Genomic DNA, 20308 nt, shown 5'->3' on the forward strand with positions numbered 1-20308 from the left:
CAGTTGAGCGGCCGCACCTTCTCATCTTCCTTCTCCACAAAAACACGCATTTTTTCCAGCGGGTCTAAAGCAAAACCATATGAACTTAAGATTGAATCACCTACAGCTCCGCACGCCGATCCGTCTTTACCTTGCCCCGCAACAAGGCTCGCTATTGGAACTGGGATTACTCACCGCCGAGTCCTGCAGGCCCACTCGCCAGGCGCTGCTCGAAGCGGTTGGCAGAAATGAAAGCTCAGGCTTCGTCCGTGCCCTATCGCGCAGGATGGAACGAAGCCAGCCAGTACTCGCGGCAGACATGACCCGCGCGTCGCGGACAAAAAAAGCGCTTGTCCCGGAAGCTCCCCGCGCTCGCGTCGAAATCAGTCGGCTATTCTCCTCGCGCGAGCGGCGGCGAAAGGGTAAAATCACGCAGGCGTGAACACCTTGCCGTTTGACGGCGAGCTCTGCTGCGGTACGTCAATCAGGCCATTTTCATGAGGAGGAATTTCAATGGAATATCGTTTGCTCGGCCGTTCCGGCCTTAAAGTTTCCACCGTGACCATGGGCACGATGACCTTCGGCGGCGTCGGCTGGGCAAAGACGGTCGGCGATCTCGGCGTGCAGGAAGCTCGTCGCATGGTCGACATCTGCCTCGATGCCGGCGTCAACCTGATCGATACGGCCAACGTCTATTCCAATGGCGAATCCGAGCGCATCATTGGCGAAGTGCTCGGCGGCAAGCGCCCTAATGGAGTGCTGCTCGCCACCAAGGCCCGCTTCGGCATGGGCGATGGCCCGAACGATCGCGGCCTGTCGCGCTACCACCTCATCCGCGAATGCGAGGCAAGCCTCAAGCGCATGAAGACCGACGTCATCGACCTCTACCAGGTCCATGAATGGGACGGTGAGACGCCGCTCGAAGAGACGATGGAAGCGCTCGATACGCTCATCAAGCAGGGCAAGGTGCGTTATGTCGGCTGCTCGAACTATTCCGGCTGGCACATCATGAAGGCGCTCGGCGTTGCCAATGAACACAAGTACCAGCGCTTCGTCAGCCAGCAGATCCACTATACGCTGGAAGCCCGTGACGCGGAATACGAATTGCTGCCGATCTCGATCGACCAGGGTCTCGGCGTGCTCGTCTGGAGCCCGCTTGCCGGCGGTCTGCTCTCCGGCAAGCATCGCCGCAATGCCGCCGCCCCCGAAGGCACCCGCCAGTTCGCCGGCTGGACCGAACCGCCGATCCGCGACGAAAACCGCCTCTGGAACATCGTCGAGACGCTGGTGGCGATCGGTCAGGAACGTGGCGTTTCCGCAGCGCAGGTAGCACTTGCCTGGCTGATCGGCCGCAAGGCGGTCACGTCCGTCATTATCGGCGGACGTACCGAAGCCCAGTTCAAGGACAACCTCGCCGCCGCCGACCTGAAACTGTCCGCCGACGAGCGCAAGCGCCTCGACGATGTCAGCGTGCCCCCGGTCATCTACCCCTATTGGCACCAGCTCAACACCGCCAATGAGCGGCTGAGCGAAGCCGACATGGAACTCTTCGCCCCGCATGTGAAGAAGTAAACTCTCCAAAGCGTTGCATGGCGGAAAATCAGCGTCACAAAAGATGCATTTCCGCTATGCTATCGTGAACCCCTGCCCCACCACGAGGTTCACTATGCTCCGGAATTACAAGGTGCTGAAGGGTACGGCTTCGGCGCTCGCCCTTGACGACGACAACGACCCGCATATCGAAATCCGCATCGAAGCCGGTGGCATCAGCTATCGCATTGCCATGAACGTGCGCTCGAAGGAATCGCCGCACGACTTGCTCTACGCCAATGTCATGGATTTCCAGCATGAGACACTGACGGCCGAACTCGCCGTCCTGCCGATGGGCCTCACCGACATCAGAGGCGACCGGCAGGATCTGGCGATCGACTATGTGCGCGGCGGCATGATCGAGCGTGAGGATATGAATGTCGCACCCTTCCAGCTCGACGGCCCGAAGAACGACCTGCGAGATTTCATCGAACCCATCGTGCAGGAAGGCATCGCCGACAAGTCCATCCACTTCTATGCCTTCGGCGAAGCCTGGGGACCGGAAAACAACAAGCCGGACGAGTATTTCGGTTTCGAGCCCGGCAATGGCATCCACGACATCCACATGAATCAGGGTGACAGCGGCAGCTTCCGGGCCACCAATGCGCCCAATCAGGACGGCGCGCTGCTGATCCATTTTTCTGATGAGGATCACTGGGCGGCGATCTTCCTCGGCTTCCAGTCGCAGAACTGGAATACGGATGCTATCTCCGGCCACCCTGTCGGCGACAACAGAGGCGGCCAGGGCCGCGGCGAAGGCACGCGCCGCCCGCAGCCGATCGTCGCCTCGTCGCTGCGCATCGTTGCCGCCATGATCAACCCGGTGAACCACCCTGACGGCACCGAGGACGAGACTGTGACGCTCATCAATCGCTCGGATGTGGCGATGTCGATCGAAGGCTGGTCGCTGGAGGATGGCGAAGGCCGCCGGCAGAAATTGACGGGCTCGCTCGCCTCGGGCGAATTCCGCACCATCACGCTCGATCCTGAGAATGGCGGCCCGCAGCTCGCCAACAAAGGCGGCGATATCATCCTCATCAATGCCGATGGCGCGGTCGCCGACCGTGTCGGCTACGGCAAGAGCGAAACCGCAAACGAAGGCTGGACGACGATCTTCTGATCGCCGCCCAACCCTAATTCTTATAGGCTTGAAGTCACATCAGCCGATCTCGCTGGCGATCAGCCTGCCGAGACGGCTGATGCCCTCATCGATCATCTGGTCGTTGGCGCAGGAGAAGCTGACGCGGAACGTATTGGCGCCCGAACCATCGGCAAAGAAGGCCTGGCCCGGCACGAAGGCGACCTTGGCGCTTTCGAGGGACCTGGCAAGCAGCTTGGCGCCGTCCATGCCCTCTGGCAGCGTCACCCAGATGAACATGCCGCCTTCCGGCTTGGTCCAGCTCGTGCCCGAAGGCATATACTTTTCGAGCGCTGCCAGCATGGCGTTGCGGCGCTGGCTGTAGACCGCCCTGACCTTGGCGACCTGCGCATCGAAGCCGCGCTCGGCGACTTCCGAAATCGCCATCTGGTTGATCGTCGAAGAATGCAGGTCGGCCGCCTGCTTCATCAGCACCAGCTTGCGGATGACGGGCGCATTGGCAACGATGAAGCCGACGCGTAGGCCCGGCGCCAGCGTCTTGGAGAAGCTGCCGCAATAGATCGTGCGCGTATCGTTGATATGGCCCTTCTCGGCAATCTCCAGCGCCAGGATCGGCGGGATCGGATCACCGTCATAGCGCAGCGACTGGTAGGCAGCGTCTTCGATGACGGCGATGTCGAGCTCTTCGGCAAGTTTCAGAACCTTCTCGCGGCCATCGCGGTCGACGGTCTCGCCGGTCGGATTGGAGAAATCGGCCGAGAGATAGGCGAATTTCACCTTGCCGCCCTTCTGCGCCGCGGCCTCGCGGTAAGAATCCGGCGTGCGGTTGCCGCCGGGCGTCAACTGGTCGTAGGACGGCTCGTAAGCGTTGAAAGCCTGCAGAGCGCCGAGATAGGTCGGCCAGGTGACCAGCGCCGTATCGTTGGGCGACAGGAACAGCTTGCCGAGATAATCGAGGCCCTGCTGCGAACCGGAGACGATGAAGACATTGTCGAGCGCGCACGGAATGCCGAGGCCCGCCATCTGCTTGATGAGCCACTCGCGCAGCGGCTTGTAGCCTTCGGAAACAGAATATTGCAGCGCTGAATTGACGGCCGAGCTGTCGAAAATATCCGCATAGGCCTGCTTGAACTCCTTGTCCGGAAACAGCGCCGGATCCGGAATGCCGCCGGCAAAGGAGATGATATCCGGCCGGTCGAGAAGTTTCAGAAGCTCGCGGATTTCCGAAGCGCGCATCCTTGTCGAGCGCGTCGCAAACATATTGTCCCAGTTCAGCATGGGGTTTCCTCATATTTTTATAATATCAGCAGCTCACCATGCAGTGGAATTTATGTCAATAATGCTGACCTATTTTCTTGTCACTGTGACAAGTTTGGAAGTCCTGTATTCCAGAGCCTTGGTGCCGATTGGGCTGCCGTTCGAGATTTCATGCAGCCGAACCGAATGGCCTGCCTCGTTGCGTGAACGTTCGCCACATCACGCGATTATTCCTTTGATCAAAAGCAGAAACCGGCCGATTCAGACCTTTCCAAAACCGGCCCGGCGGCAGTAGTGTGCCGGCCATTATTCAATGGACTATCAAGGTGCCAGCAATGACTGCGACGTCGACCTCTCCTGAAATCAAAATCGAATTCCACAAGTCTCCCGTCTCCGACGCCGACCGCATCCGGGCACTGGAAACGCCCGGCTTCGGCAAGGTCTTCACGGATCATATGGTCCTGGCGCGATGGACTGCCGACAAGGGCTGGCACGATGCAAAGGTGACCCCGCGCCGCCCGCTGGAACTCGACCCTGCAAGCGCCGTCCTCCACTACGCTCAGGAAATCTTCGAAGGCATGAAAGCCTACAAGGCGCAGGATGGCCGCATCCTGCTCTTCCGGCCCGAAGAGAACGCCCGCCGCTTCGCGCAGTCGGCAGCCCGCATGGCAATGCCCGCCGTGCCGGAAGAACTCTTCCTGAAGGCCGTCGAAGAACTGGTTCGCGTCGACAAGAACTGGATCCCCTCCGGAGACGCCAGCCTCTACCTTCGCCCTTTCATGTTCGCCAACGAGGCGTTCCTCGGCGTTCGCCCGGCCCAGGAATATATCTTCTGCATCATCGCCTCCCCAGTCGGCGCCTATTTCAAGGGCGGCGCGAAGGCTGTCTCCCTCTGGGTCGAGACCGCCTATACGCGTGCAGCCGCCGGCGGCACCGGTGCCGCAAAATGCGGCGGCAACTATGCGGCCAGCCTCGTGGCGCAGGCTGAAGCGGCGAAGAAGGATTGCGACCAGGTCGTCTTCCTCGATGCAGCCGAACATCGCTGGGTCGAAGAACTCGGCGGCATGAACGTCTTCTTCGTCATGAATGACGGATCGGTCGTGACCCCGCCGCTTGGCGGCACGATCCTGCCGGGCATCACCCGCGCCTCGGTCATCGTACTCGCCAAGGAAAAGGGCCTGCGCGTCGAGGAACGCCCCTACTCCTTCGAGGAATGGCAGGCCGACGCCGCCAGCGGCAAGCTCGTCGAAGCCTTCGCCTGCGGCACGGCCGCGGTGCTGGCCGGCATCGGCTTGGTTCGGCACGCCGGCGGCGAGTTCCTGGTCGGAGACGGACAGACCGGCAAGCTGACATCAGAACTGCGCCAGCAACTCGTCAGCCTGCAGAAGGGCGTAACGAACGATGAGCGCGGCTGGACGCGTCTCGTCTCTGCCTAACGCTAGATACCCGAAACGCAGCGGCGTTCTCGACGGGTAGAACTACAGTGACAACTTCGAAACCGGGCGCCCCGCCCGGTTTTTTTATGGCCCGGGCCGCCATGTGATGACGGAGATTGCATCGACGCCGAAAACGGTTCGCCATTGACCAACGTCAGTCGAATTCTTACTGTCAGCCAATCGATAGAGGAAAGGTAAGAATGGCAACCGCGACCCTCTCTTCCAAATTTCAGATCTCTATTCCGAAGGAAGTGCGTGAACAGCAGCACTGGTCCGCAGGCCAGGAATTCGTCTTCATCCCGAAAGGCAAGGGGGTCCTTCTCATCCCCGTTCCCGAACTGACAGATCTCAAGGGCATGGCCAAAGGCGCCGACCCGAACGACTACCGCGACCGGAAAGACCGGTTCTGATGCGCGTCGTCGATAGCTCAGCCTGGATCGAATGGCTGACCCAAGGCCCGGCCGCAGATCGCCTGCAAGGCGAGATGCCTGGGCGAACCGAATGCATCGTGCCCACCATCGTCCAGCTCGAACTCGCCAAATGGCTGGAGCGCGAACGCGGTGAAGAAGCAGTCGATTCCTTCTTCGCCTATACCGCCACCTGCATCGCGGCCCCTTTCGACACGGCGTTGGCCCGCCGCGCTGCCGAAGTCTCGGCGAAACGCAAGCTCGCCCTAGCCGACGCCATCATCTACGCCACCGCCGAACTGCATGACGCCGACGTTCTGACGCTCGACGCCCGTTTCAAGGACCTAGACCGCGTGGTTTATATCGAGGAGAGCCCGTGACCAACTCTTTCTACGATGACAATGCCGAGACTTACGCCACTCGCGACCGCAGGCCGCCGACAGCGAGGCTCGATGCCTTCCTCTCCGCCCTCCCCGAGAAGGCACGCATTCTCGAACTCGGCTGCGGTGGGGGACAAGACTGCGCCTACATGCTGTCCAAGGGCTTCGACGTAACTCCGACGGATGGCTCAGCTGAGCTTGCCCGGCAGGCAGAGAAACTGATCGGCAGGCCGGTCACGGTCATGCGTTTCGAGGAGCTTGCGGCGCGGGAGGAATTCGATGGCGTCTGGGCCGAGGCGAGCCTCCTGCATGTGCCCCGCACAGATCTGTCCGCCATCCTTGCCCTTATCCGCAACGCCCTGAAGAAAGACGGCGTCTTCCACGCGAGCTTCAAAGCCGGCATCGCCGACGGCCATGATGATTTCGGGCGCTACTACAATTACCCTTCAACGGAATGGCTGCAGGAACTGCTCGTTACTGGCGGTTGGAGAAATGTCACGCTCAACGAAGCGGATGGCGGCGGTTATGACAACAAGCCGACCCGCTGGCTGCATCTTAGCACTCGCAAATGAAGAGGCCGGAGCTTTTGCCGAGGCCGAGCAGCTCTAATCCTCAGGCCTTTCAGCGCGCCAAGGCAACCCGCCGTAATTCTCCAATTTCATCCAGCAGAAGGTCGATCTGCCACTGCTGTTCTGCTGGTATCATGTCCACCAATCCGATCACCGCGTTTTCGACAGTCGCGCTGGTCAGCCAATCAAGGACGAGACGGCGTTTTTCGGCTGCGATATCCTCCCAGAAGCCATTGCCTCGATAGAGACCTTTCAGGTCGACACGGGCAAGCTGCAGAAACGCATTCGGTGTCGGCTGCCGGACCCACAGGCTGAGACAGGATTCGAACTGGAGATCGAGCCTTACCATCGCCAGTATCCAATTCCAGGCGAACGGATCGAAATCGGGGTTCTGCAATCTCTTGAAGGCCCATGCAGCATAGACAGCATTCGCCACCACCGTTTGCTCGACGACAGGCCAGCGCTTCCAGTCGCATAAGGCAAGCTTCGAAGCGATGACGGGCGGTTCGAAGCCGTAGGAGCCAGGACGTATGACCGCCAGATGAAGGATCCGTGGCAGGAAATGCTTGAACTCGTAAGCCGAACCCACAGTCGTCATCGCGCTCGCTGAGTATGGTCCGAGCGCCTCGGCGCTCAGCTCGCGCAGGGGCGCCGATTTCAGGTCCGAGAGAATTTTCTCCGGGTCGCGCAGAGGCGAAGCATGCAGCGACTGCGGAAACGGATAGTCCTGAAATGAAGAGTAAAGAGACTCAAGTCCCTCTTCCAGATCCTGCCTTGCAGACCTCATGATTGCTTCAAACACGTCAGCCCCAGGAATGGTTTTATCTCAAACGAGCACTTAATAGCGAAAAGGCCGGAGCTTTCGCCCCGGCCCTTAATATCACGTCATCAAAACAGCTTAGTTGACGGACTTGTCGACCAGCTTGTTCTTGCCGATCCAGGGCATCATGGCGCGGAGCTTCGTGCCGACTTCCTCGATCTGGTGGCTGTCGTTCAGGCGGCGGATGCCCTTGAAGCGCGCGCCGCCGGCACGGTATTCCTGCATCCAGTCGGAGGTGAACTTGCCGGTCTGGATGTCCTTGAGAACACGCTTCATTTCGGCCTTCGTTTCAGCGGTGATGATGCGCGGACCGGAGACATATTCGCCCCACTCGGCCGTGTTGGAGATCGAGTAGTTCATGTTGGCGATGCCGCCTTCATAGATCAGGTCGACGATCAGCTTCACTTCGTGCAGGCACTCGAAATAGGCCATTTCCGGAGCGTAACCGGCTTCGGTGAGCGTTTCGAAGCCGGCGCGGATAAGCTCGACGAGGCCGCCGCAGAGAACGACCTGTTCGCCGAAGAGGTCGGTTTCGCACTCTTCGCGGAAGTTGGTTTCGATGATGCCCGAACGGCCGCCGCCGACGCCGCAGGCGTAGGAGAGAGCGAGTTCAAGTGCGTTGCCGGAAGCGTTCTGGTGAACGGCAACGAGGCAGGGAACGCCGCCGCCCTTCTGGTATTCGCCGCGAACCGTGTGGCCCGGGCCCTTCGGGGCGATCATGACGACGTCGACGGTCGCCTTCGGCTCGATGAGGCCGAAGTGAACGTTGAGGCCGTGAGCGAAGGCGATAGCAGCGCCGTCACGGATATTGCCGGCGATGTCGGCCTTGTAGATGTCGGCCTGCAGTTCGTCCGGGGTTGCCATCATCATCAGGTCGGCCCAGGCGGCAGCTTCGGCAACCGTCATGACCTTGAAGCCGTCGGCTTCGGCCTTCTTGACGGTCGGCGAACCGGCCTTGAGCGCGATGACGACATTCTGGGCGCCGGAATCCTTGAGGTTCAACGCATGTGCGCGACCCTGCGAACCATAGCCGATGACGGCGACCTTCTTCGACTTGATGAGGTTGAGATCGGCATCACGATCGTAATAGACGCGCATTGAAATTCCTTCCCTTTTGCTTGTCTTGTTGACTGTCAAAAAGCGGTTCAGCCGAGGATCGGCATCTCCGCCAGAACTTTCTCCGTGCCGTAAAGGCGCAGGAAGGCGGTGACCGCCTTCTCCGCCTGACGCGCGGTATCCTTGAGCCCCGGCTCGCCGAGCAGCATGCGCACATGCAGGTCGGAAACGATGAGGCCGTAAAGCGTATGATAGGCCTCATCGGCATCATGGAAGCGCAACAGCCCTGCCCTTTTTCCCGCGTCGATCAGCGCCATGGCGCGGCGGTCGATCTGCCGGCGGCCGCGCTCCAGCAAGAGCTTGCCGAGCTTCGAGCCGTCGCGATGCGACTGGCCGATCGCCAGCCGGTTCAGCGCCAGCGATACGTCACCGGCCAGAACTTCGAGAAGATCGCGGGCGAAGATGACGAGATGGTCGTGCAGGCTCGTATAGGTCAGCCGCTCGCCGCTGCGCTCGAAGGTGCGCACTTTGCTCGCCTGATAGGCAATCATGGCCGAGAGCAGACCGTCACGGTCGCCGAACCACTTGTAGAGGCTTTCCTTGGAGCAATTGGCGGCGCGCGCCACACCCGATGTCGTCAGCGCCTTCTCGCCTCCGTCGACGAGAAGCTGCAGCGCCTGCTCCAGAACAGCGTTCTGGCGTGGCGAAAACTCGCTCGGCTCTGCGACATCGACTGACACGGTTTCAACTCCCCATTTACGTACCGTACGGTACGGTTCGTGGCGTTTATGCGCCAGATCGCAGGCTCTCGTCAAGAACCGTCAGGAGATTTTTTCGTATCATATGAAACAGCGGAATTCGGCTGTTCGAAGGCAGGCAAATCGCCGAACATCGATGCCCAAGGAGAATCGCCCGTGAAAACAATAGCCCTCACCGCTGCCCTGTCGCTTGCCCTCGCCCTCCCGGCCCTTGCCGCCGAGACGCGCTGCGGCTGGATCCAGAACCCCACGCCTGCCAATTGGTGGCTGGACGATGCACAAAATACCTGGACGATCATGACGCAGGGAAGCGGCGAAGAACCCGAGGGCATGGACCTGATCCCTGATATCTCCGAGCACGACTATGTGCGCACCAACGGCAATTACGGCTATGCCTGCGCCTGCATGAACGTTGAGACCGACGGCAAGGAGCGCATTACGCGCATCCTCGCCTTCCGCCAGCTGACGCTCGCCAAGTGCCGCAACGACAAGGCGCTGAAATTTCCTGGCTGAGGTCTACTCGGCTACCCCTTATTCTGCTGCCATGACCTCGCGCGCGCCATCGACATCGCGCGCCGGCGACGCGCCGTAGAGGCGGCTATATTCGCGGCTGAACTGAGACGGGCTCTGATAGCCGACTTGGTGGCCGGCAGTGCCCGCATCGAGCCGCTCCACCAGCATCAGCCGGCGCGCCTCGTGCAGGCGAAGCTGTTTCTGATACTGCATCGGCGTCATAGCCGTCACCGACTTGAAATGATGATGGAACGAAGACACGCTCATGCTGACATGATCGGCCAGCTCCTCGATGCGCAGCGGCCGGGCGAAATTTTCCTTCAGCCAGGCGACGGCCCGCGCGATCCTGTTGCTGTGGCTGTCGGCAGTGGCGATATTGATTAGCCGCTCGCCATCGGGGCCGGTCAGTATCCGGTAGAGGATTTCCTGCTCGATCAGCGGCGCCATGGCCGGAATGTCGTCTGGACGATCGAGCAAGCGCAGCAGGCGCACGGCAGCGTCAAGAAGTTCCGGCGGCGCGACATTGACAGCCATGCCGCGCTGGCCGTCGGTATGGGCGGCAGGCCGCGGAATGTCGATGCGGCTCAAAAGCTCCAGCAACTTTTCGGAGTCGATCGCGAGCCCGAGACAAAGATGCGGCACCTCGGGGCTGGCCTCGGCGATGCGCCAGGCGACCGGCAGATCGAGCGAAGTCAGCAGATAATCCCCGGTTCCGTAGCTGATGAACTCATCTCCGAGGCGAAGGCTCTTGGCGCCCTGCAGCACGAAGGCAAAACATGGCTTGTAGCTGCTATGCAACGGATCGCTGGGATTGGAGCGGCGGCTAATGTGAAGATTGCCGATCGACGTGCGGAACTCGCCATCGCCGGGCGCAAAGCGCATCGCGATATCGACGATTTCCCGATAGGGATTGAAGGGCAAGGTCATGGGCAACTCTTTCTGTCTCACGCCAGCGATATCGGTCTTATCTAAAGCTCCTTTTCCATTTCGCAAACAGGTGGCCGGCTCACTTTTGCAGGATCGTGCAAAAAGCAGAGAGTATCGCTCTAACGCTGATGCGTGGTTCCGGGCAATAGTCCGGGCATCCTCTCACCCCACCCCTGAAATCGAAAAGGAAGGCTCCCATGCCTATTGCAAGAGGCTACGCCGCCACCGACGCTTCCAAGCCGCTCACCCCTTTCACCTTCGAGCGCCGCAACCCGAACCCGGACGACGTCGTCATCGACATCAAGTTTGCCGGCATCTGCCATTCCGACATCCATACCGTCCGCAACGAGTGGAAGAACGCCGTATACCCGATCGTGCCCGGCCATGAGATCGCCGGCATCGTGACGGCCGTCGGTTCCGCCGTGACCAAGTTCAAGGTCGGCGACCGCGTCGGCGTCGGCTGCTTCGTCGATTCCTGCATCGGCTGCGCCGAACGCGACCTCGACCGTGAACAGTACATGCCGGGTCTCAGCGGCACCTACAATGATTTCGAAGCCGACGGCAAGACACGCACCCAGGGCGGTTATTCCGACTCGATCGTCGTCAAGGAAGGCTATGTCATGTCCATCCCGGACAACCTTCCGCTCGATGCCTCCGCACCGCTTCTCTGCGCCGGCATCACGCTCTATTCGCCGCTGCGCCACTGGAAGGCCGGCCCCGGCAAGAAGGTCGCAATCGTCGGCATGGGCGGCCTCGGTCATATGGGCGTCAAGCTCGGTGCTGCCATGGGCGCCGATATCACCGTGCTCTCCCAGAGCCTCTCCAAGAAGGAAGACGGCCTGAAGCTCGGCGCCAAGGAATATTACGCTACCAACGACCCGGAAACCTTCAAGAAGCTCGCCGGCGCCTTCGACCTCGTCATCTGCACAGTCAGCGCCGAGATCGACTGGAACGCCTATCTCGGCCTCGTGAAGGTGGATGGCGCCTTCGTGGTGGTCGGCGTTCCGGAAAACCCGATCCCGGTTCACGCCTTCTCGCTGGTCCCCGGCCGCAAGAGCATTTCCGGCTCGATGATCGGCTCTATCAAGGAAACCCAGGAAATGCTCGACTTCTGCGGCGAGCACAACATCGTTTCCGAGATCGAGAAGATCAACATCCAGCAGGTCAACGAAGCCTATGAGCGGGTGCTGAAGAGCGACGTCCGCTACCGCTTCGTCATCGACATCGCCTCGCTGGCAGCCTGATGAAACAGAAAGGGCGGCTCCCGGAGCCGCCCTTTTTCTTTGTGGTCTGTTTCGCCCCTACCCGTCGTCGCGCATGGTCTCGCGCTGGGTGATCAGCCGGGCGCTGTGCTGGCCGCTCATATAGATCCAGAACCAGTTCCAGGCGACGGTGAAGCGCGAGCGCGTACCGATCAGGAAGTAGATATGGGCGAGACCCCAGATCCACCAGGCGAGCCAGCCCTTGAGCTTGAAACGGCCGAAATCGATGATCGCCGCGCTCTTGCCGATCGTCGCAAGGCTGCCCTGATGCCAGTATTTGAACGGCCCCGGCGCCGGCTTGCCGGATATGCGGGCGCGGATGACCTTCGCCACATAGCCGCCCTGCTGCTTGGCCGCCGGCGCAATGCCCGGCACCGGCTTGCCATCCTCACGCATCACAGAGGCCGTATCGCCGATCACGAAGACATCGGGCAGGCCCGGCGCCGTCAGGTCCTTCTCGACGATGGTGCGCCCCGCCCGGTCGGCGGGCACGCCCAGCCAGCGTGCTGCATGCGAGGCCTGTACGCCTGCGGCCCAAACGATCGTGCGGCTCGGAATGAACGTCTCGCCGACCGTGACCCCGTCAGCCGTGCACTGCGTCACCGGCGTTCCCGTCAGCACCTCGACGCCGAGCTTCTCCAGTGCCTTTTGCGCATAGGCCGAGAGATCCTCGGCAAAGGCCGGCAGCACACGCGGCCCAGCTTCGATCAGCACGACGCGGGTCTTGCGCGTATCGATGTTGCGGAACTCTTTCGGCAGCGTGAAATGCGCCAACTCGGCGATGATGCCGGCAAGCTCACAGCCCGTCGGGCCAGCCCCGACGATGGAGAAGGTCAAAAACGCGTCGCGCACCGCCGGATCGCTTTCCACTTCCGCCCGCTCGAAGGCGAGCAGCACGCGGCGGCGGATCGTCGTCGCATCCTCCAGCGTCTTCAAGCCCGGAGCGACAGGCTCCCATTCGTCGTGGCCGAAATAAGCGTGCGTAGCACCAGTCGCCAGCACCAGCGTGTCGTAGTTCAACACCATACCGCTGCGTAAGGAAACGGTCTTTGCCAGCGCATCGACGCCGTTGACCTCGCCAAGCAGCGTGGTCACCTCGGGCCGGTCGGCATAGAGATGGCGGATCGGCCAGGCGATCTCTGAAGTGGAGAGGATGGTCGTTGCTACCTGATAAAGCAGAGGCTGGAAGAGATGGTGGTTGCGCCGGTCTATGAGCGTGATCTTCACGCCCCCTCCCCTTGATCCCAGGCCTTTCAATCCATTGACGAGCTGCAGCCCACCGAAACCGCCGCCGACAACGACGACGTGATGTTCGCTCATGACCTACCCCTTTTTGTCATTCTGCTGCAGCAAATGTCGCCTTTCGCCGGAAGTATTCAACCGCTGTTTCGGCATATCTCCCCTGCATCCCGATCGGCTTTGATCGTTGCAGATATGCCCTTCACGTCCGTGCCATCCTCGTTGTCATCAAAACCGTTTTCCGCATACATTCCGGGCATGGACGAGGAAATCATTTTAACTGGCGGCGGGCGCAGCGAAGTGTCTCGGCAGGGCAGTATCGTTTATCGCCAGAGCGGCCCCTGGTCCCCGACCACTATTTCGCTGCTGAGACATCTTGCGCAGGTGGGATTCGCCGCATGTCCCCGTGTCGTCGGCACAGGTTTTGACGAGCGAGGCCGCGAAACCCTCTCGTTTATCGAGGGAGAGTTTGTCCATCCGGGGCCTTGGAGTGATGAGGCCATGCCGCGTCTCGGAAATATGCTCCGGCAACTCCACGAGGCGACGTCTTCGTTCAAGGTTCCAGACAATGCGGTCTGGCGCGGGTGGTTTGGCCGCGAACTCGGAACCGGTCCGCGTGTCATTGGTCACTGCGACACCGGCCCGTGGAACATTGTCTCTCGCTCCAACTCGCCAATCGCCCTCATCGATTGGGAGGTCGCAGGACCGGTCGGAATAGACATCGAACTGGCGCAAGCCTGCTGGTTGAACGCCCAGCTTTTCGATGACGATATAGCGGAAAGAATGAACCTTGGCTCGGCTATGACGAGAGCACGGCAGGTTCGCTATTTGCTCGACGGCTATGGCTTTTCGAAAGCGCAGCGAGATGGCTTTTTCGACAAACTGCTCACATTTGCTGTTTACGATGCTGCCGAGCAGGCGAAAGAGGCCCACGTTGCGCCGGAGACAAAAGATCCAGAATCCCTATGGGCCATAGCGTGGCGAACAAGGAGCGCATCCTGGATGCTCCGCAACCGATCCGCGTTGGAAGCGGCCTTGCTCTAGGTCGTTCGCTCAATTGGCGTAACTAACGGGGATCGCCGTGCCGCTCTTCATCAGTTCCATGGAGATCGACGCCGAGACGTCGAAAAGTTCGATGCGACGCACGATCCGCTTGTAGATAACATCGTAATGTTCGACGCGCGGCAGGACGATCTTCAGAATGTAATCGTAATTGCCGGTCAGCCGGTGCGCTTCGACGATTTCGGGGATATCGCTGATCGCGCGGCGGAAGGCCTCCGTCCATTCGTCGGAATGATGCGCCGTCTTGATGAGCGCAAAGAGCGTGGTCGGCACGCCCATCCGCTCGCGATCCAGCACGACGATGCGACGCGCGATATAGCCGCTCTCCTCCAGCCGCTGGATGCGCCGCGAACAGGCCGAGACCGATAAGGCCACGCGCTCTGCAAGGTCGGTCACGGAGATGCCTGCATCGTCCTGCAGGATATCAAGAATCCGCCTGTCGCGATCGTCGATCATGATGGCTCACGCTGAAATTTTGCAAAAAACTGAGAAATGCCGCAAAACCTTAGCACATATCGATGCAAAAGCACAAACAATGCAAACACGTTGCACCTGATCTGCTGCATCATTCCTGCATTCGAAAACACCATAGGGAGCGAGAATCCATGAAAAACATCGGCCTGATCGGCGGCATGAGCTTTGAAAGTTCTGCGGTCTATTACCGTCTCATCAACGAAATGGTGCGCGAGCGCCTGGGCGGCCTGGCCTCTGCCGAACTCACTTTGCATTCGGTGAATTTCGAGGAGATCGTTGCCCTGCAGAAGGCCGGCGCCTGGGATATGGCTGCCTCGCGCCTCGGCGATATCGCACTGCGCCTGCAGATTGCCGGTGCCCATTGCGTGCTGATCTGCACCAACACCATGCATCTGATCGCACCCGAGGTCTCCTCGCACATCTCAGTGCCGCTGATCCATATCATCGACGAGACCGCTAAGACGATCCATGAAGCCGGCTGCAAGCGCCCGCTGCTGCTTGCCACACGCTACACGATGGAGCACGGCTTCTATACCGACCGCATGAAGAGCCTCGGTCTCGACATCATGGTGCCCGACGCCGCCGACCGCACCACCGTGCACGACATCATCTTCAACGAGCTCTGCGCCGGCAAGGTGCTCGACAGCTCTCGCCAGAAGCTGATGGCGGTGATCGAACGCGCCCGCGCCAATGGCGCCGACAGCATCATTCTCGGCTGCACGGAGATCTGCCTGATCCTCAACCCGGATCACCTTCCCCTTGCTGGATTCGACACGACAGCAATCCATGCTCGCGCCGCCGTCGATTTCGCGCTCGAGGGAGAAATCGCAAACGAAGAAGAAGACGCAGCCTGAGCCCTCAATTTAGTTGACTCAGTCAAATAAAATCAGCAGGGTCTCTATCAGGAGACCCTGCCATGACCGACCTTTCCCTCATCGAATCCGCCCGCGAATTCAACCGCTTCTATACGAACTTCCTCGGCCTGTTGAACAAGGCCTATCTCGACACGCCCTTCACACTGACGGATGCGCGCGTGCTCTTCGAGATCGGCGCCCATGATGGAGTCAATGCCGGCGCTCTCGCCCGCGACCTGCAGCTCGACCCCGCCTATCTCAGCCGCATTCTCAAACGCTTCCGCGAAGAAGCCTTCATCGAGGCGACGCCCGATCCAGCCGATCAGCGCAGCCAGATCCTCACTGTCACCGGCAAGGGACGCAGCCAGTTCGAGGAGCTTGGCCGCCGCTCGAATGCACAGATCGCCGCCCGCTTCGACACGCTGGCCGATGGCGAGCCGCAGGCCGCCGTTGCCGCCATGCGCACGATCCGTTCGATCCTCGATCCGCAGGCAAGACCGGCTGCCGCCATCATCCGCCCGCATCGCGCCGGCGATATCGGCTGGATCGTCCAGAGCCAGGGGCGTTTCTATGCCGAGGAATATGGCTGGGATCTGCGCTTCGAAGGGCTGGTCGCCGATGTCGCTGGCAAGTTCCTCGCCAATTTCGACTCCGAGATGGAATATTGCTGGATCGCCGAGCGCGGCGGCATCAATCTCGGCTCCGTACTGATCACCAATGGCGGCGACGGCATTGCGAAGCTCCGCCTTCTCTACGTCGACAAGGCCGCGCGCGGTCTCGGCCTCGGCAAACGGCTTGTCGATGAGTGCATCGCCTTCTCGCGCCGTAAGCGATACCGGCAGATCTCGCTCTGGACCAACGACTTCCTCCACACCGCCCGCGCCATTTATCAAAAGGCCGGCTTCCGACTTGTCTCCGAGGAGAGACATCGCATGTTCGGTCCGGAAGCCAACGGCCAGACCTGGGTGCTTGATCTCTGATCTTGTTGCGTCGCAGAAATTTCACTTGATTTGGAAACGGTCATTCCCTAATTAGGCGCCATGACCGTTGACACCCTGACACCTGATGTAAAAACCCGCAGCCGCGGCCGCCCGCGCGAGTTCGACATGGACGCAGCACTCGATGCTGCGCTGCGCGTCTTCTCCGAGCGCGGCTACCACGCCGCCTCCATCAGCGAATTGACCGAAGCCATGGGCCTTGCCTCCGGCAGCGTCTACAAGGCTTTCAAGGACAAGCGCGGCATCTTCCTTGCCGCCTTCAAGCGCTATCGTCAGCTCGGCCGCGGCCGGCTGGAGGCAAAGATCGCATCCGTTAAGACCGGCCGCGAAAAGGTCTCCCAGATGGTCACGTATTACGCCGAGCTTTCCCATGGTGAAGCGGGCCTCAAGGGCTGCCTCGTCGTCGGCGGCGCAAACGATCTTTCTCTGCTGGACGAAGAAGCTGCGGAGCATGTGGCCGCCGCCTTTTCCGCTGACGAAAAGCTCATGGCCGACCTCATCCGCATCGGCCAGGCCGATGGCACCATTCCGTCGACCGTGGATGCTGATGCCACGGCCCTCACCTTTCTCTGCCTGACCAAGGGCTTGCGTGTCATCGGGAGGACGGGACGCGGCGAGAAAGAGATGATGGCTACAGTCGAGGCCGCGATGCGGCTCGTGACTTGACGATCGAAATATCGTCATCCGGTCAGGGATCGGGTGGCGGCAGACGATTAAATTGCATTCAATCCTCCCGATCATTGCCTTTTGGAGTTTCTAATGAGCGTTTCAGCCACCACGCCGGATAAGGTCACGCCCCGCGTCCTATCCCCCTGGCTAACCTTCCTTTTTGCAGCCTCCTGCGGCTTCGTCGCCGCCAACCTCTATTACGGCCAGCCGCTGGCAGGCCCGATCAGCGCCAATCTCGGCTTCTCGCCAGCCGCAACCGGCCTCATCGTCACGCTCACGCAGATCGGTTATGGCCTCGGTCTGCTCCTGATCGTGCCGCTCGCCGACCTCTTTGAAAACCGCCGCCTCATCCTGACGCTGATTGCCGCCTCGGCACTTGCGCTTGTTGGTGCGGCCTTCTCTTCCACGCCGGGCATGTTCCTGACAGCCTCGCTCTGTATCGGCCTGGCCTCGGTCGCAGCCCAGGTCCTCGTCCCCTTCGCCGCCAGCATGGCGCCGGACGCGACGCGCGGCCAGGTCGTCGGCAATGTCATGAGCGGACTGCTCTGCGGCATCATGCTCGCCCGCCCCTTCGCAAGCCTCGTCGCCGAAGCTTCCTCCTGGCATATGGTCTATTACGTCACCGCCGCCGTCATGATCGCGCTCGGCATCGTGCTGCGCGCCAATCTGCCGGTCCGCGTCCCCCACACGAAGCTGCGTTATGGCGAACTGCTGGCCTCGATGACCCACCTTGCGGTGCATTCTCGCGTGCTGCAGCGCCGTGCCCTTTATCAGGCAGGCATGTTCGGCGCCTTCAGCCTGTTCTGGACGACCGCGCCGCTGCTGCTCGCAAGCCCCGCCTTCGGCATCTCGCAGAACGGCATCGCGCTGTTTGCACTTGCCGGTGCCGCCGGCGCCATCGCCTCGCCGATCGCCGGCCGCCTTGCCGACCGCGGCATGACGAAGGTCGCCTCGACGCTCGCCATGCTGCTCGGCATGGGCTCTTTTCTCATCAGCCATTTCGCCACCGATGGCTCGCTGACGGCGCTCATCCTGCTGACGGCTGCGGCGATCCTGCTGGATTTCGGCGTGACGACCAATCTCGTCTGCGGTCAGCGTGCGATCTACGGCCTGAGCCCGGAACATCGCGGCCGCCTGAATGGCCTCTTCATGGCGACCTTCTTCACCGGCGGCGCGATCGGCTCGGCGCTCGGCGGCTGGGCTTATGCGACGGGCGGCTGGTCGATGGCGGCCTGGATCGGCTTCTGCTTCCCCGCAGTCGCCTTCCTGTTCTTCCTGACGGAAGGCCGCGGGAAATAATCAAGTCTAGGTCAGGCGGCTCGACCGCCTGATCCCCTAAAGCAATTCCAGCAAAAGCGTGCAGCGGTTTTGCGTCCGGAATTGCGCTCTATACAGCGTCTGCGTCGAACCGCAGTCGTGCCGCGCGAACATCGTCATGGTTCGCCTCGGCCCAGTTCAGAAGCTGCGACAGCACCGTGTAGAGCGAGCGGCCAAGATCGGTCATCCGGTATTCCACGCTCGGCGGCTTCGTCGGAAAAACCTCCCGCTCGATATAGCCGTCCCGCTGCAGGTCGCGCAGCGACTGGGTCAGCATGCGCTGGGAAATATCCGGGATCATGCGGCGCAGTTCGCCGAAGCGATAGGGCTGCTTGGCAAGCGCCTCCAGAAGCAGCGTCGACCATTTGCCGCCGATCTGCTGCATCATATCCCTGACCGGGCAATTGGTGAAATCCAGGCTGGCAAGGTCGATCTCGCGCCGCGCGCCGCCCAGCCCATCGGCCGGTCCTTTTGATTGGCGCGCTCTGGCTTTCAGATTGACGACTGTTCCTGCCATGAGGTGGTTCCCTTTTGGTAACGAAGTCCCGAAAAACTGCCTTCTTTACAGCCCTCGGTCAATTCCTATTCTAGTGTTACTCTCTTTTTGAGACCACCTGTCAGCCACTAGAGGATATCATGAGCGAAACCATTCTCGTCACCGGCGCTGCAGGCCAGCTCGGCCAGCTTGTCGTCCATCACCTGATCGAAAACTACAAGGTCGCCCCGGCAAACATCATTGCCGCGACCCGCAGCCCGGAAAAGCTCTCGAGCCTCGCCGCCAAGGGTGTTGTCACCCGCAAGGCGGATTTCGACGACGCCGCCGGCCTCGAAGCCGCCTTCGCCGGCGTCGACCGCCTGCTGATCATCAGCACTGACGCCCTCGACACACCCGGCAAGCGCCTGATCCAGCATAAGGCCGCCGTCGCCGCTGCCGTGAAGGCCAAGGTGAAGCACATCACCTACACCTCCATGCCGGCCCCTGACAATTCGCTCGTCACCTTCGCGCCCGACCACCTCGGCACCGAAAGCGCAATCAAGGAAAGCGGCATCCCCTACACGATCGTGCGCGACGCCTGGTATCACGACAACTACCTGCACAGCATGCCGCACAATCTGCAGACCGGAAAATGGTTCACTTCGGCGGGTGACGGCAGGATCTCGACCATCTCGCGTGACGATTGCGCGCTCGCCATCGCCTCGGTGCTGGCATCAGGCATCTCTGCCAGCGCCACCTACACGGTGACCGGCAAGCAGTCGCTGACGCCGAAGGAAATTGCCGCGATCGCCACCGAAGCCACCGGCAAGCCGCTCGACGTCGTTGATGTCACCGACGAACAGCTCGGCCAGGGCATCCGCGGCGCCGGCCTGCCGGGCTTCGTTGCCGACATGCTGGTGTCGGCCGATGCCAATACCCGCGCCGGCAAGTTCGACATCGTCACCGACGATTTCACGAAGCTGACGGGCAAGCAGCCGCAGTCGCTGAAGGACTACTTCGTCGCCAATAAGGCCGCGCTCACAGCCTGAGCCGACCTACAGCATCGGCCCGAAAATCGGAATCGATTTTCGGAAACCTGATGCGTAGATTCAAAGAGTTAGAGCGTCCTTTGTGCGTCCGAATGGACGCACGGCGCTCTAAGGCTCG

22 protein-coding genes are annotated in these 20308 nt (G+C 60.9%); 14 read left to right on the plus strand and 8 right to left on the minus strand.

Annotated features, from left to right (window positions below):
• Window positions 1-492: 492 nt before the first annotated feature.
• Both J2X71_RS28545 and J2X71_RS28550 read left to right on the plus strand, forming a co-directional pair.
• A complete protein-coding gene (locus tag J2X71_RS28545; RefSeq protein ID WP_310387503.1) occupies window positions 493-1551 on the plus strand; it encodes an aldo/keto reductase in 1059 nt (352 codons plus the stop codon).
• Window positions 1552-1645: 94 nt separating this feature from the next.
• Window positions 1646-2689, plus strand: a complete 1044-nt coding sequence (locus tag J2X71_RS28550) for a DUF2278 family protein (RefSeq protein ID WP_310387506.1) — start codon at window positions 1646-1648, stop codon at window positions 2687-2689.
• Between the two features lie 39 nt (window positions 2690-2728).
• Here the strand turns inward: J2X71_RS28550 and J2X71_RS28555 are convergent, their stop codons facing one another.
• On the minus strand, window positions 2729-3946 hold the full coding sequence (locus J2X71_RS28555) for a PLP-dependent aminotransferase family protein (protein WP_310387507.1): 1218 nt from the start codon (window positions 3944-3946) through the stop codon (window positions 2729-2731).
• 314 nt (window positions 3947-4260) lie between these two features.
• On the opposite strand from J2X71_RS28555, the gene J2X71_RS28560 reads away from it, so the two are divergent.
• The 4 genes from J2X71_RS28560 (at window position 4261) to J2X71_RS28575 (ending at window position 6720) form a co-directional block, all read left to right on the plus strand.
• A complete protein-coding gene (locus J2X71_RS28560; RefSeq protein ID WP_310387509.1) occupies window positions 4261-5361 on the plus strand; it encodes a branched-chain amino acid aminotransferase in 1101 nt (366 codons plus the stop codon).
• Between the two features lie 200 nt (window positions 5362-5561).
• On the plus strand, window positions 5562-5771 hold the full coding sequence (locus tag J2X71_RS28565) for an AbrB/MazE/SpoVT family DNA-binding domain-containing protein (protein ID WP_310387511.1): 210 nt from the start codon (window positions 5562-5564) through the stop codon (window positions 5769-5771).
• Window positions 5771-6148: a type II toxin-antitoxin system VapC family toxin gene (locus tag J2X71_RS28570; protein ID WP_310387513.1), complete on the plus strand. Its 378-nt coding sequence runs from the start codon at window positions 5771-5773 to the stop codon at window positions 6146-6148. Before J2X71_RS28565 ends, J2X71_RS28570 begins: the two co-directional genes overlap by 1 nt.
• Entirely contained in the window at window positions 6145-6720 is a 576-nt protein-coding gene (locus J2X71_RS28575) for a class I SAM-dependent methyltransferase (protein ID WP_310387515.1), read from the plus strand. The genes J2X71_RS28570 and J2X71_RS28575 overlap by 4 nt, the downstream gene beginning before the upstream one ends.
• A gap of 49 nt (window positions 6721-6769) precedes the next feature.
• On the opposite strand, the gene J2X71_RS28580 is transcribed toward J2X71_RS28575, so the two are convergent.
• The 3 genes from J2X71_RS28580 to J2X71_RS28590 all read right to left on the minus strand — a co-directional run bounded on the left by J2X71_RS28580 (window position 6770) and on the right by J2X71_RS28590 (window position 9333).
• Entirely contained in the window at window positions 6770-7504 is a 735-nt protein-coding gene (locus J2X71_RS28580; protein ID WP_310387517.1) for a hypothetical protein, read from the minus strand.
• A gap of 111 nt (window positions 7505-7615) precedes the next feature.
• Entirely contained in the window at window positions 7616-8635 is a 1020-nt protein-coding gene (ilvC, locus tag J2X71_RS28585) for a ketol-acid reductoisomerase (protein WP_007817741.1), read from the minus strand.
• Window positions 8636-8682: 47 nt separating this feature from the next.
• Window positions 8683-9333, minus strand: a complete 651-nt coding sequence (locus J2X71_RS28590) for a TetR/AcrR family transcriptional regulator C-terminal domain-containing protein (RefSeq protein WP_007817743.1) — start codon at window positions 9331-9333, stop codon at window positions 8683-8685.
• Window positions 9334-9507: 174 nt separating this feature from the next.
• On the opposite strand from J2X71_RS28590, the gene J2X71_RS28595 reads away from it, so the two are divergent.
• The gene (locus J2X71_RS28595) at window positions 9508-9864 is read left to right on the plus strand and encodes a DUF4087 domain-containing protein (RefSeq protein WP_310387522.1); all 357 of its coding nucleotides are present in this window, start codon (window positions 9508-9510) and stop codon (window positions 9862-9864) included.
• Between the two features lie 18 nt (window positions 9865-9882).
• Here the strand turns inward: J2X71_RS28595 and J2X71_RS28600 are convergent, their stop codons facing one another.
• The gene (locus J2X71_RS28600) at window positions 9883-10791 is read right to left on the minus strand and encodes an AraC family transcriptional regulator (protein ID WP_310387523.1); all 909 of its coding nucleotides are present in this window, start codon (window positions 10789-10791) and stop codon (window positions 9883-9885) included.
• Window positions 10792-10988: 197 nt separating this feature from the next.
• Here J2X71_RS28600 and J2X71_RS28605 point away from each other — a divergent pair, with 197 nt between their 5' ends.
• Entirely contained in the window at window positions 10989-12035 is a 1047-nt protein-coding gene (locus tag J2X71_RS28605; RefSeq protein WP_113323340.1) for an NAD(P)-dependent alcohol dehydrogenase, read from the plus strand.
• Window positions 12036-12092: 57 nt separating this feature from the next.
• Here the strand turns inward: J2X71_RS28605 and J2X71_RS28610 are convergent, their stop codons facing one another.
• Window positions 12093-13373, minus strand: a complete 1281-nt coding sequence (locus tag J2X71_RS28610; protein WP_310387526.1) for an NAD(P)/FAD-dependent oxidoreductase — start codon at window positions 13371-13373, stop codon at window positions 12093-12095.
• Between J2X71_RS28610 and J2X71_RS28615 the strand changes: the two genes are divergently transcribed.
• Window positions 13362-14336, plus strand: a complete 975-nt coding sequence (locus J2X71_RS28615; RefSeq protein WP_310387527.1) for an aminoglycoside phosphotransferase family protein — start codon at window positions 13362-13364, stop codon at window positions 14334-14336. The genes J2X71_RS28610 and J2X71_RS28615 overlap by 12 nt on opposite strands.
• 9 nt (window positions 14337-14345) lie before the next feature.
• Here the strand turns inward: J2X71_RS28615 and J2X71_RS28620 are convergent, their stop codons facing one another.
• Window positions 14346-14810 carry an Lrp/AsnC family transcriptional regulator gene (locus J2X71_RS28620; protein WP_310387529.1) on the minus strand — a complete coding sequence of 155 codons (465 nt, stop codon included), beginning with the start codon at window positions 14808-14810 and terminating at the stop codon, window positions 14346-14348.
• Window positions 14811-14959: 149 nt separating this feature from the next.
• On the opposite strand from J2X71_RS28620, the gene J2X71_RS28625 reads away from it, so the two are divergent.
• From J2X71_RS28625 to J2X71_RS28640, 4 genes are all read left to right on the plus strand, one after another.
• Window positions 14960-15682, plus strand: coding sequence for an aspartate/glutamate racemase family protein (locus tag J2X71_RS28625; protein WP_310387531.1), 723 nt, complete (start codon window positions 14960-14962; stop codon window positions 15680-15682).
• Between the two features lie 62 nt (window positions 15683-15744).
• Complete coding sequence (locus J2X71_RS28630) at window positions 15745-16662, plus strand: bifunctional helix-turn-helix transcriptional regulator/GNAT family N-acetyltransferase (RefSeq protein WP_310387533.1); 918 nt, start codon at window positions 15745-15747, stop codon at window positions 16660-16662.
• A 60-nt stretch (window positions 16663-16722) separates the two neighbouring features.
• Window positions 16723-17346 carry a TetR/AcrR family transcriptional regulator gene (locus J2X71_RS28635; RefSeq protein ID WP_310387535.1) on the plus strand — a complete coding sequence of 208 codons (624 nt, stop codon included), beginning with the start codon at window positions 16723-16725 and terminating at the stop codon, window positions 17344-17346.
• A gap of 93 nt (window positions 17347-17439) precedes the next feature.
• Entirely contained in the window at window positions 17440-18648 is a 1209-nt protein-coding gene (locus J2X71_RS28640) for an MFS transporter (RefSeq protein ID WP_310387537.1), read from the plus strand.
• 88 nt (window positions 18649-18736) lie between these two features.
• Here J2X71_RS28640 and J2X71_RS28645 read toward each other — a convergent pair whose 3' ends face one another.
• A complete protein-coding gene (locus J2X71_RS28645) occupies window positions 18737-19183 on the minus strand; it encodes a helix-turn-helix domain-containing protein (RefSeq protein WP_310387539.1) in 447 nt (148 codons plus the stop codon).
• A gap of 119 nt (window positions 19184-19302) precedes the next feature.
• On the opposite strand from J2X71_RS28645, the gene J2X71_RS28650 reads away from it, so the two are divergent.
• Window positions 19303-20190, plus strand: a complete 888-nt coding sequence (locus tag J2X71_RS28650; protein WP_310387542.1) for an SDR family oxidoreductase — start codon at window positions 19303-19305, stop codon at window positions 20188-20190.
• The last annotated feature ends 118 nt before the right edge of the window (window positions 20191-20308 follow it).

The organism is Rhizobium sp. 1399 (assembly GCF_031455475.1).
Classification (GTDB): domain Bacteria; phylum Pseudomonadota; class Alphaproteobacteria; order Rhizobiales; family Rhizobiaceae; genus Rhizobium.

Coding starts and splice junctions, on each gene's coding strand:
- J2X71_RS28545 (WP_310387503.1), top strand. CDS start 493: ATGGAATATCGTTTGCTCGGCCGTTCCGGCCTTAAAGTTTCCACCGTG.
- J2X71_RS28550 (WP_310387506.1), top strand. CDS start 1,646: ATGCTCCGGAATTACAAGGTGCTGAAGGGTACGGCTTCGGCGCTCGCC.
- J2X71_RS28555 (WP_310387507.1), bottom strand. CDS start 3,946: ATGCTGAACTGGGACAATATGTTTGCGACGCGCTCGACAAGGATGCGC.
- J2X71_RS28560 (WP_310387509.1), top strand. CDS start 4,261: ATGACTGCGACGTCGACCTCTCCTGAAATCAAAATCGAATTCCACAAG.
- J2X71_RS28565 (WP_310387511.1), top strand. CDS start 5,562: ATGGCAACCGCGACCCTCTCTTCCAAATTTCAGATCTCTATTCCGAAG.
- J2X71_RS28570 (WP_310387513.1), top strand. CDS start 5,771: ATGCGCGTCGTCGATAGCTCAGCCTGGATCGAATGGCTGACCCAAGGC.
- J2X71_RS28580 (WP_310387517.1), bottom strand. CDS start 7,504: ATGAGGTCTGCAAGGCAGGATCTGGAAGAGGGACTTGAGTCTCTTTAC.
- ilvC (WP_007817741.1), bottom strand. CDS start 8,635: ATGCGCGTCTATTACGATCGTGATGCCGATCTCAACCTCATCAAGTCG.
- J2X71_RS28600 (WP_310387523.1), bottom strand. CDS start 10,791: ATGACCTTGCCCTTCAATCCCTATCGGGAAATCGTCGATATCGCGATG.
- J2X71_RS28605 (WP_113323340.1), top strand. CDS start 10,989: ATGCCTATTGCAAGAGGCTACGCCGCCACCGACGCTTCCAAGCCGCTC.
- J2X71_RS28615 (WP_310387527.1), top strand. CDS start 13,362: ATGTTCGCTCATGACCTACCCCTTTTTGTCATTCTGCTGCAGCAAATG.
- J2X71_RS28610 (WP_310387526.1), bottom strand. CDS start 13,373: ATGAGCGAACATCACGTCGTCGTTGTCGGCGGCGGTTTCGGTGGGCTG.
- J2X71_RS28620 (WP_310387529.1), bottom strand. CDS start 14,810: ATGATCGACGATCGCGACAGGCGGATTCTTGATATCCTGCAGGACGAT.
- J2X71_RS28625 (WP_310387531.1), top strand. CDS start 14,960: ATGAAAAACATCGGCCTGATCGGCGGCATGAGCTTTGAAAGTTCTGCG.
- J2X71_RS28630 (WP_310387533.1), top strand. CDS start 15,745: ATGACCGACCTTTCCCTCATCGAATCCGCCCGCGAATTCAACCGCTTC.
- J2X71_RS28635 (WP_310387535.1), top strand. CDS start 16,723: ATGACCGTTGACACCCTGACACCTGATGTAAAAACCCGCAGCCGCGGC.
- J2X71_RS28640 (WP_310387537.1), top strand. CDS start 17,440: ATGAGCGTTTCAGCCACCACGCCGGATAAGGTCACGCCCCGCGTCCTA.
- J2X71_RS28645 (WP_310387539.1), bottom strand. CDS start 19,183: ATGGCAGGAACAGTCGTCAATCTGAAAGCCAGAGCGCGCCAATCAAAA.
- J2X71_RS28650 (WP_310387542.1), top strand. CDS start 19,303: ATGAGCGAAACCATTCTCGTCACCGGCGCTGCAGGCCAGCTCGGCCAG.